The following is a 9,813-nucleotide window of genomic DNA, read 5'->3' as shown; positions in this document are numbered from 1 at the left end:
GTTGCAGGTTCATCTCGAAGGAGGAATGGATCGGTCCCTCGGCCTGCTGCTCCAGGGTGTAGCTGCGCCCGTCCCAGAGAAAGCGGTGCAGGTAGGCGACATTGATCAGGCTCTGGGTATGGCGCCAGTGCTTGTTGGTGGGATAGGCGCTGGACAGGGGCCGTCCGTCGGCGTAGGCCTGCTCGGGATCATGGCAGACGGCGCAGCTGATGGTGCCGTCGCCCGAGAGGCGCCGGTCGAAAAACAGCAGCCTGCCCAACTCCACCCGCTCGGCGGGCGGCGGCAGCAGTTCCGGCAGGGGCTTGGGCAGCTTGAGCCCGCTCTCGGCGGCGGCCGTGCCGCAGAGTCCCAGCACCAGTAAGATCAGGATAAGAACCGCGCGCATTCTAGTTCCCCGCCGCCTGGGCTTTCGCCAGTTCCTCGTCGATGATCGCCTGAAAGGCCTCGAAGGGCCGCTCACCCACCAGCTTGCGGCCGTTGATGAAAAAGGTCGGCGTCTGGTAGATGTCGAGGCGCCGCGCCAGCTCCACGTCCTGATTGACGCGCGGCAGATGTTTTTCGCTGTCCAGCTCGCGGGTGAAGCGCGCCACGTCCAGGCCGAGCTCGCCGGCGTAGGCGATGAGGCTTTCGCGGTCGAGCTTCCTGCGCTCCAGCATCAGATCATGCATTTCCCAGAACTTGCCCTGGGCGCGCGCCGCCTCGGAAGCCTGGGCGGCCAGCGCCGCGTAGTCGCGGTAGCGATAGGGAAAGTGGATGATCGCCAACCGCACCTTATCGCCGTAGGTTTCCAACACTTTCTCGACGGTCGGACCGACCGCCTGACAGAAGGGTCACTGGAAATCCATGAATTCGATGATGGTTACCGGCGCGTCGGCGGGGCCGCGCACCGGAGCCCGGTCGAGGGGAATGTCGACGGCCAGGGCGGCCGCCGCCCACAACACCAGCATCAGGGTCAAAAAAGATTTTTTTACAGGCATCGATGAACCTCCGGCACGAAAGAGTGGACGGGCATGAACCGGCTCAAGCATACCAGCAATTACACCCGATTCATCCCCGTCCACTTCGTCCATCACGTCCACTCAGTCCATCGGGCTTCTAGCCCTTCTGCACCTTGCGGTACCACTTGACGGCATGCGCCTTGGCCCAGGTCTTGGTGACATGGCCGTAGAGCATGCTGGAAATGGTGCCCGGGTTGCCCAGGGTGGTGAGGTAGATGTGCACCACCACGCCCATCATGAACAGGGTGAAAAACAGGGCGTGCAGCATCAGGGAAAACTGGGTCAGCCCCCGGCCGAAGGCGGCCGGATCCCAGATGATGATGCCGGTGATGCCCATGACCAGGGTGCCCACCAGGGAGAAGATGCCGAACAGCTTCTGTCCGCAGTTGAACTTGCCCTGGGGAATGTCCTCGTGCTCCTTGGACAGGTAGCCGCCGAGTTTTTTCAGCCAGAGCACATCGTCCTGGTCGAAGGTGAAAAGCTCCTTCAGGTGGCTCAGGGCCAGCAGCAGCGAGGAGGTGAAGAACACCACTCCCGCCCATTTGTGAAACAGAATGCCCTGCTGGGGACCGCCGAAGAAGTCGAAATAGCCGAAGAAGGTGCGGGCGTAGAGGCCCAGGCCGGTGAAGACCAGGATGAAAAAGGCCACCACCAGGGTCCAGTGCAGCACCCGCTCCACGACATTGAACCGCTCTACGTATCTGCTCATGGAATTGTTCATGGTCCTAGGCCCCTTTCTCCGGTGGATTCAGGTCGTCGTCATGGCGTCTGCCGTACTCGTCGAGCTTCTTCGGACCGAAGGTCACGTAGTGCAGCAGGGCGGCGCCCATGGCGCCCCAGAAGCCGAGGATGCCGAGGGGCTTGATGACGTCCTTCCACAAAAAGATGGAGGCCGGAATCGCCGGCTTGGCCGGCAGGTTGTAGGTCTGGGGGGCATCCTCGAGGATATAGACGGCGCCCAGGCCCTTAAGCTCGCTTTCGCCATAGACGGTCTTGCCTGCCGCCTTGGCCTCGGCGATGAGCGCGTCGCGATCGCCGAAGCGCAGGGTCTGGGTCGGGCAGGCCTTGACGCAGGCCGGCACCAGGCCGTTGGCGATGCGATCCACGCAGGCGTGGCACTTGGTGACCTTTTTCTTGCGGTCGTAGCGCGGCACGTCGAAGGGACAGCCGTTGACGCAGTAGTGGCACTCGATGCACTTGTCCTGGTTGAAGGCGACCATGCCCTCGGGGGTGTGGTAGAGGGCTCCCGCCGAGGGGCAGACCTTGATGCAGCCGGCGTCGCCGCAGTGCATGCAGCGCTGGTTCATGAACAACCAGCGCAGCTCGTCGCCCTGACCCTGTTCGATGAACTGGATCTGGTTGTAGAGCTGGGGGGTGAGCTGCGGCGGGTTTTCGTAGCTGCCGCGATTCACCGTGGCTTCGGGTTCCAGTTTGTTCCACTGCTTGCAGGCCACCTGGCAGCTACGGCAGGCGATGCAGCGGCTCATGTCGATCAGAAATGCTTTGCGGGCCATCGCTCATCACCCCCTTTTCTTTTCGATATTGACCATGAAGGCCTTGGTTTCCGGAATCATGGTGTTGGCGTCGCCGACAGTGGGGGTGAGCAGGTTGGCGCTGTCCCCCGCCTTGGGCGTGTGCCAGCCGTAGTGGTAGGGCAGGCCGACCTGATGAATGGTCATGCCCTGCACCTTGAAGGGTCGGAAGCGTCGGGTGACCACCGCCACCGCCTCCACCTGGCCGCGTCCCGAGGACACCACGCACCAGTCGCCGCTCTTGATGCCCTTTTCCTGGCCCAGCTCGACGCTCAGCTCGACGAAGTTCGACGGCTGGAGTTCCAGCAGCCAGGGGGTGTTGCGGGTCATGACGCCGGTCTGCCAGTGCTCCGTCACCCGGTAGGTGGTGGCGACGTAGGGGTAGCGCTGGTCGCAGCTGTAGTAGGCGTCCACGTCCTCGCCCACGGCGCCGGCCGAGAACAGGCGGATGGTGGGGTTGATGCGCTCGCTGTGCAGCGGGTTCTTGTCCAGGGGACACTCCAGGGCCTCGTAGTGCTCGGGGAAAGGCCCTTCGTTGAGGCCGGGGGCAAAGAGGTTGGCCACGCCGTCGGCGTTCATGATGAAGGGTTTCTTGCCCTCGGCGTCGCTCATGGGCTTCCAGGGGCCGTCGGGCACGTCGCCCGCCCAGCCGTTGCCGGTCCACCAGACCACGGGGCGCTTGGCATCCCAGGGCTTGCCGTTCATGTCCACGGCGGCGCGGTTGTAGATGATGCGGCGGTTCACCGGCCAGCACCAGGCCCATTCGGGATAGAGGCCCATGCCGCTCGGGTCGTTCTTTCCGCGGCGCGCCATGAGGTTGCCCTTGTCGGCGTAGCTGTTGCAGTACAGCCAGTTGCCGGAGCTGGTCGAGCCGTCGGCTTGCAGCAGGGCGAAGCCCGGCACCGGATCGCCCTTCTTGTAGAGTTTTCCGGCGATTTCCTTGTCCTCGAGGAAGTAGCCGTTGATCTCCTTGGCCACCGCATGCACGTCGATGTGCGGGATGGAGCCGTCGGGCATCTTGAAGCCGTAGTTCCACGACAGCTTGAGGATCGGCTCGGGGAACGCTCCGCCTTCGGCCTGATAGAGACGGCGCACGCGGAACTGCAGATCGTTGATCATCTCCAGGTCGGGCCGTGAGTTGCCCAGGGGCTTGGCCGCCTCGTAGCGCCACTGCGCCCAGCGCCCCGAGTTGGTGACGCTGCCTTCCTTTTCGAAGGACACCGCCGCCGGCAGGAAGAACACCTCGGTGTCGATCTTGCTCGGATCGACGCCCGGGCCTTTCCAGAAGGACGCGGTTTCGTTGTCGAAGAGGTTGGCGGTGACCATCCAGTCCAGCTTGGCCAGGGCCTCGCGCACCTTGCCGGCGTTGCTGCCCGAGCAGGCGGGATTCTGGCCCCAGGCGAAGAAGCCCTTGATGCCGCCCTTGTGCATGCGATCGAAGAGCATCAGCCAGGAGCCGTTCTGCCCGAGGTCGAGCTTGGGCATCAGGTCATAGCCGAAGCCTTCTTCGGCGGTGAGGCTCTGATCGTAGGTGGCGCGCAGCAGCGAGGTGATGTACTTGCCGCGGTTGCCCCACCAGTTGGCGCTCTGCGGGTCGTTGGTCTTGGGCGTGTGCGCCGCGATGTAGGCGGCCAGGTCGGGCTGGCCGGCGTTGGGCGTGGGCAGGTAGCCGGGCAGGATGTGGAACAGCAGGCCGTAGTCCGTGGAACCCTGGACGTTGGACTCGCCGCGCAGGGCGTTGACGCCGCCGCCGGCCATGCCGACGTTGCCCAGCAGCAGCTGGATCATGGCCATGGCGCGGATGTTCTGGGTGCCCACGGTGTGCTGGGTCCAGCCCATGGCGTAGAGGATGGTCGCCACCTTGTCGCGCTTACCCGTGGCGGCATAGGCCTCGTAAACCTTGAGCAGCTGGTCCTGGGGCGTGCCGGTGATGTCCGAGACCACCTCCGGGGTGTAGCGGCTGAAGTGCTTTTTCATCAGCTGAAAGACGCAACGCGGATCCTGCAGGCTGGGGTCGGTCTTGGGGGTACCGTCCTCGTTGCGCTGGAAGCTCCAGCTCGCCTTGTCGTAGTTGCGCTTCTCGGCGTTGTAGCCGGAGAACAGCCCGTCGAGCTCGCCGGGCATCTGGAAATCGTCGCTCACCAGGAACGAGGCGTTGGTGTAGTGGCGCACGTACTCATCGAAATAGAGGTTGTTTTCGAGGATGTAGCGGATCATCCCGCCGAGGAAGGGGATGTCGGTACCCGAGCGCAGGGGCGCGTAGATGTCCGCCTTGGCCGAGGTGCGGGTGAAGCGCGGATCGACGCTGATCAGGGTGGCGCCGCGATCCTTGGCCTCGAGCACGTATTTGAAGGAAACGGGGTGGTTTTCAGCAGGGTTGGCGCCCATCATCAGGACCACGTCCGCGTTGCGGATGTCGATCCAGTGATTGGTCATGGCGCCGCGGCCGAAGGTGGCTGCCAAACTGGCAACCGTGGCGGAGTGTCATATTCGTGCCTGGTGTTCGAGGTAGACCACCCCGAGACCGCGCAGGAACTTTTGGTAGAGGTAGCATTCCTCGTTGTCGAGGGCGGCGCTGCCCACCGAGGCGATGGCGTCGGTGCGGTTGACCCTCTGGCCCTTGGCGTTGACTTCCATGAAGTTGGCGTCGCGGGTGTCCTTGACGCGCCGGGCGATCTGATCCAGGGCCCAGTCCCAGCTGACCTTGCGCCATTCGCGCTCGCCCTTGCCGCGATACAGGGGCTCGGTGACCCGCGCCGGATTGTCGCGCAGCTGATAGACCGAGGCGCCCTTGGGGCACAGGGTGCCGCGGTTGATGGGATGATCGGGGTCGCCCTCGGTGTTGATCACCTGGTTGCCGCGACTGTGCACGATGATGCCGCACCCGACCGAACAATAGGGGCAGATGGTGGTGGTTTCCCGGGCGTACTGGATGGCCAGGGGTTGGGCGTAGGCTTCGGCCGGCTTGAGGCCGATGCCCAGCACCGATGCACCCACCGCGCCACCGGACACCTTGAGGAAACCGCGTCTGTTCAGGTTCATCCTCGACTCCTTTGCAATGAAAAATTCGTTGACTGCCCGACGGCCGCACCGGATGTCAGCCGTCTTGCAGCCGGCAATAAACCACAAGCGGGATGCTTCATGGGAGCAAGGCCCATACCAACGTTCTATTTTTTTAAAATGGTTATGGTTTACGCTATGTTGGGACGGATGGTGGAGAGATGTGGGAAAGCGTCGGTGGGACGGAATATTGTATATTTTTTTCATACAGTGTATACATTTTATCCACCTTCCCCTGGCTCCTGGTTGGGGGATTCTGATAAAACTTTCATTTTAGTCCTCAAGGAAGGTCGGCCACGCCCATGACCAGAAAAATCCATATCTGCGACGACGAGGAGGGGATGCTGCGCTATCTGCGCAAGACCGTGGCCGAATGGGGCTTCGAGGTCTTCACCCACAATTCCCCGACTCAGCTGTTCAACGCCCTGGGCAAGGACGAGGAGGAGGGCGGGGTGCTGCTCCTCGATATCCGCATGCCCGAGATGGATGGCTTGGCGGTGCTGGCCCGGGTGCGGGAGAAGCGCCCCGACCTCGGCGTGATCATGATGACCGGCTACGGCACCATTGATTCGGCGGTGGAGGCCATCAAGCACGGCGCCTTCGACTACCTGACCAAGCCTTTTCCCGAGGAGCGCCTGGAAACCGCCATCGCTCACTGCCTGGAACGCCAGCGCCTGCTCGCCGAGAACCGCGCCCTCAAAAAGGATCTGCACGGCCATCTGCTGCCCGGCGAGATCATCTATCGCAGCCGCCGCTTTCGTGAGGTGCACGATTTGGCGCGGCGCGCCGCGACCAGCGATGTGAGTGTGCTGCTGCTGGGCGAGAGCGGCACCGGCAAGGAACTGGTGGCGGCCGCCATCCACTATGCCAGCCCCCGCGCCGAGCGGCGCTTTCTCGCCCTCAACTGCGCGGCCCTCACCGAAACCCTGCTGGAGAGCCAGCTGTTCGGGCATCTGCGCGGCGCCTTCACCGGCGCGGCGCAGAATCAGAAGGGGCTGCTCGAGGAGGCCCACGGCGGCACCCTGTTTCTCGATGAAGTGGGCGAATTGAGCCCCGCTTTGCAAGCCAAGCTGCTGCGGGTGTTGCAGGAGGGCGAATTCATTCCCGTGGGCGCGACGCGGGCCAAGCGCGTCGATGTGCGCTTCGTCGCGGCGACCAACAAGAACCTCGAGGTCATGGTGGCGCGCGGCGGCTTTCGCGAGGATCTCTTCTATCGCCTCAACGTTTTTGCCTTGCGCCTGCCGCCCTTGCGCGAACGGCCCGAGGACGTGGACGTGCTCGCCGAGCATTTCCTGCGGCGCGCCGCCGCGCGGCTCGGGCGTCACCTCGGCGGCATCGCGCCGGACGCCCTGGCGGCCCTGCGCGACTATCCCTGGCCGGGCAACGTGCGCGAGTTGCAGAACGTCATCGAGCGCGGCGTGATTCTCGCCCAGGGCGATCTGCTGACCAGCGCCGATTTGCCCCTGCAGGTCAGCCGCCCGACGGCGGGCGAACCCGGCGAGACCGACGAGGGGACGGGCCCCGTGACCCTGGCCGATGCCGAGTGCTTGCAGATCCGGCGCATCCTGCGCCGCACCGGCTGGAACAAAAGCCGCGCGGCGCGCCTGCTCGACATCACCCGCCGCACCCTCGACCGCAAGATTCAGGATTACAATCTCACTCCCGACGAGGCGTAGACCCCCGGGTCGCCCAGGCCACCCTTACGCGCCCAAAAACCGGGCGAGGCAGCGCCTCGCCCCTACAGGTGCCCCCGATGAAATTCCGTGTCCAACCCCTTCTGTTGATCCTGTGGTGTCTGTCGGTTCCTTCCCTCGCCCCGGCCGCCGAGCTGGTATTCGGCATGTCCACCGCTCTCTCCGGCCCCACCGCCGAACTGGGCGGCGCCATGCGCGATGGGGTGCGCCTGGGCTTGGAGCGCTTCAATCGCGCCGGGGGCATCCACGGGCGCATCCTGCGCCTGGTGGTGCTCGACGACGGCTATGAGCCGGCGCGCACCGCGCCCAACATGCGCCGCCTCATCGAGGAGGACGGGGTGTTGGCGGTGATCGGCAACGTCGGCACACCCACGGCCATCGCCTCCCTGCCTCTGATCCGCGAACGCGGCGTGCTGTTTTTCGCGCCCTTCACCGGCGCGGGCGTACTGCGCCAGGATCCCCCGGAACGCTACGTGATCAACTATCGCGCCAGTTACGGCGAGGAGATCGGCGCCATGGTCGACGCCCTGGTGCGCCAGGCCGGGCTCAAACCCGGGGAAATCGGTTTTTTCACACAGCGCGACGGCTACGGCGATGCGGGCTACGTGGGCGGCTTCGCCGCCTTGCAACGCTACGGTCTCGACGACGAGCGCCAGGTGCTGCACGTGCGCTATCCGCGCAACACCCTGGCGGTGGAAAATGCCCTGGCCGACGTGCTGCTCGCGGAAAAGCCGCCGCGCGCCATCATCATGGTGGGCGCTTACGATCCCTGCGCCAAATTCGTGCGCCTGGCCCGCGAGGCCGGCTTGCGTTCCCTGTTTCTCAGCGTGTCCTTCGTCGGCGGGGATTTCCTCGCCGAGGCCCTGGGGCCGGATATCGAAGGGGTGATCGTGACCCAGGTCGTCCCCCATCCCGAGGATCGCCACCTGCCCCTGGTCGATGAGTATCGGCGCGACCTGAAGGCGTTTTCCCCGGAACTCACGCCGAACTTCGTCGGGTTGGAGGGTTATGTCGCCGCGCGGCTCCTCGGCCTGGCCTTGCAGCGCCTAACGGAAGAGCCCCGCCGCGAAGCCCTGATCGCGGCCCTGGAGGGCCTGGGGCGCTTCGACCTGGGCCTGGGCCGCGCCCTGGAGCTGAGCGCCGAGCGCCATCAGGCCAGCGACGAGGTCTGGCCGACCCTCTTGCGCCGCGGCCGCCTGATTCCCTTCGACTGGGCGGACATCGCCACCCTCGTGCCGGAGGCGCCATGAACCGGCGCGATCATCGCCGCACCATCATCGCCCTGGTCTGGACCCTGGTTTCCATCGGCCTGCTCTCCGGGGCTCTGACCAACAGCCTGGTGGGCTGGACGCTGCTCAGCCTCAATCGCGAGCGCATCCAGCTGCTGGAGCAGGATCGGCACCTTGGCCAGTTGGCCGCGCGCCTGCAACGCCTGGGACAGGAGGCGCGCGGTGAAATCGGCCTGCTCCTGCAAGGCAGCGAACCCGGCGGCCGGCCTTCTTCCGTGGAGGCTTTCGCCGAGGCGGTGGGGGCCTTGCACGAAATGCTGGGCGAAGGTCCCGAGGCGGCCCTGGCGGATCTGCGGCTTGCCTCGGGCAATCTCGCCGGCTTGCGCGAACGCGCGAGCGACTGGTTGCTGCGCTACCAGCCCCTGGCCGTCGATCAGCAGGAAAAGCGCACCCTCGGCGCGGTGCGTCTGGTGCTGGAGGAGCTGCGCGCCGCCGCCGAGACCCTGGAGGGCCGCCAGCGCCTCGACGAAGCCATCGCCCTGCGGCGCTGGCGGCAGGCCCCGGCAAGCGATTCCCCGGCCCTGGCCGAGACCTTTCTGCGCGAGCACTCCCAGCGCCGGCCGCGGGTGCTCAAGGAAATCCGCGGCGAGCTGGGCGAGCTCTCGCGCCTGGTGGAGACCCTGGCCGGCGAGGATCAGATCGATCATCTCGCCGATTTGCGCGACAACCAGCTCAAGCCGTCCCTGGAGCGCCTGGAACGCCAGCTGCTGTGGCTCGCCGAGGAAGAGGAGCGCGTCCCCGGCCTGGATTCCCGGCGCGTGGCCGAACTGCGGGATCTGCTGTTCGGCCGCGGCCACGCCATCGTGCAGGAATACCAGACCATTCGCCTCGGCGAGGGAGGACTGTTTCGTCTGAGCGGCGATGCCCTGCTGCTGCGCCAGGAGCGTGAGGGGCTGCAAAGCGAGGCCCAGGAGCTGTTCGCGCGGGTGGAAAAAATCCATCCCCTCATGGCCGATCTCGCCGCCGAGCGCGGCGCCGCCATAACGCGTCAGGCCGAGGTGCGTCTGCGCAACGGGCTGCTCAACCTGTTGATGCTCAGCGTGCTGGTCATGGCCGGTTTTCTCGGCCTGGGCTGGCTGATTTCCCGGGGTGTGGAAACCCAGGTGCGCATCATGGGTCAGTTACGCCGTGACAAGGAACTGATTCTCAATTCGGCGGGCGAGGGGATTCTCGGTCTGGACGGGGCGGGGCGGGCCTCCTTCATCAACCCGACGGGAGCGCGGCTGCTGGGGCGCGCGGC

General features: G+C 65.3%; 7 protein-coding genes and 2 pseudogenes. 3 read left to right on the top strand and 6 right to left on the bottom strand.

Annotated features, from left to right (window positions below):
• The 6 genes and pseudogenes from QAT43_RS12105 to fdnG all read right to left on the bottom strand — a co-directional run.
• On the bottom strand, positions 1-385 hold a 385-nt coding region (locus QAT43_RS12105; RefSeq protein ID WP_305043339.1), incomplete at its 3' end, for a cytochrome-c peroxidase.
• A 1-nt stretch (position 386) separates the two neighbouring features.
• Positions 387-818 (bottom strand): annotated as a pseudogene (locus QAT43_RS12100) (DsbA family protein); the annotation flags it as partial.
• Between the two features lie 12 nt (positions 819-830).
• Complete coding sequence (locus tag QAT43_RS12095; protein ID WP_305043338.1) at positions 831-977, bottom strand: hypothetical protein; 147 nt, start codon at positions 975-977, stop codon at positions 831-833.
• Between the two features lie 118 nt (positions 978-1,095).
• Positions 1,096-1,707 carry a formate dehydrogenase subunit gamma gene (locus QAT43_RS12090; RefSeq protein WP_305043337.1) on the bottom strand — a complete coding sequence of 204 codons (612 nt, stop codon included), beginning with the start codon at positions 1,705-1,707 and terminating at the stop codon, positions 1,096-1,098.
• Positions 1,708-1,723: 16 nt separating this feature from the next.
• Positions 1,724-2,512: a 4Fe-4S dicluster domain-containing protein gene (locus QAT43_RS12085; protein ID WP_305043336.1), complete on the bottom strand. Its 789-nt coding sequence runs from the start codon at positions 2,510-2,512 to the stop codon at positions 1,724-1,726.
• A gap of 6 nt (positions 2,513-2,518) precedes the next feature.
• A complete protein-coding gene (fdnG, locus tag QAT43_RS12080) occupies positions 2,519-5,572 on the bottom strand; it encodes a formate dehydrogenase-N subunit alpha (RefSeq protein ID WP_305043335.1) in 3,054 nt (1,017 codons plus the stop codon).
• A gap of 320 nt (positions 5,573-5,892) precedes the next feature.
• On the opposite strand from fdnG, the gene QAT43_RS12075 reads away from it, so the two are divergent.
• The 3 genes and pseudogenes from QAT43_RS12075 to QAT43_RS12065 form a co-directional block, all read left to right on the top strand.
• Positions 5,893-7,266 carry a sigma-54-dependent transcriptional regulator gene (locus QAT43_RS12075; protein WP_305043334.1) on the top strand — a complete coding sequence of 458 codons (1,374 nt, stop codon included), beginning with the start codon at positions 5,893-5,895 and terminating at the stop codon, positions 7,264-7,266.
• A 77-nt stretch (positions 7,267-7,343) separates the two neighbouring features.
• Complete coding sequence (locus QAT43_RS12070) at positions 7,344-8,534, top strand: ABC transporter substrate-binding protein (protein ID WP_305043333.1); 1,191 nt, start codon at positions 7,344-7,346, stop codon at positions 8,532-8,534.
• Positions 8,531-9,813, top strand: a pseudogene (locus tag QAT43_RS12065) (hypothetical protein); the annotation flags it as partial. The gene QAT43_RS12070 and the pseudogene QAT43_RS12065, both read left to right, overlap by 4 nt.

Origin of the sequence: Geoalkalibacter sp., assembly GCF_030604225.1 — a bacterium.
Lineage (GTDB): Bacteria > Desulfobacterota > Desulfuromonadia > Desulfuromonadales > Geoalkalibacteraceae > Geoalkalibacter.
Note: the sequence above shows the minus strand (reverse complement) of the source record. Positions and strands in the feature narration are given on the sequence as shown.

Bases quoted from the DNA above. Each gene is read 5' to 3' on its own strand.
- QAT43_RS12095 (WP_305043338.1), bottom strand. From the start codon at position 977: ATGCCTGTAAAAAAATCTTTTTTGACCCTGATGCTGGTGTTGTGGGCG.
- QAT43_RS12090 (WP_305043337.1), bottom strand. From the start codon at position 1,707: ATGAGCAGATACGTAGAGCGGTTCAATGTCGTGGAGCGGGTGCTGCAC.
- QAT43_RS12085 (WP_305043336.1), bottom strand. From the start codon at position 2,512: ATGGCCCGCAAAGCATTTCTGATCGACATGAGCCGCTGCATCGCCTGC.
- QAT43_RS12075 (WP_305043334.1), top strand. From the start codon at position 5,893: ATGACCAGAAAAATCCATATCTGCGACGACGAGGAGGGGATGCTGCGC.
- QAT43_RS12070 (WP_305043333.1), top strand. From the start codon at position 7,344: ATGAAATTCCGTGTCCAACCCCTTCTGTTGATCCTGTGGTGTCTGTCG.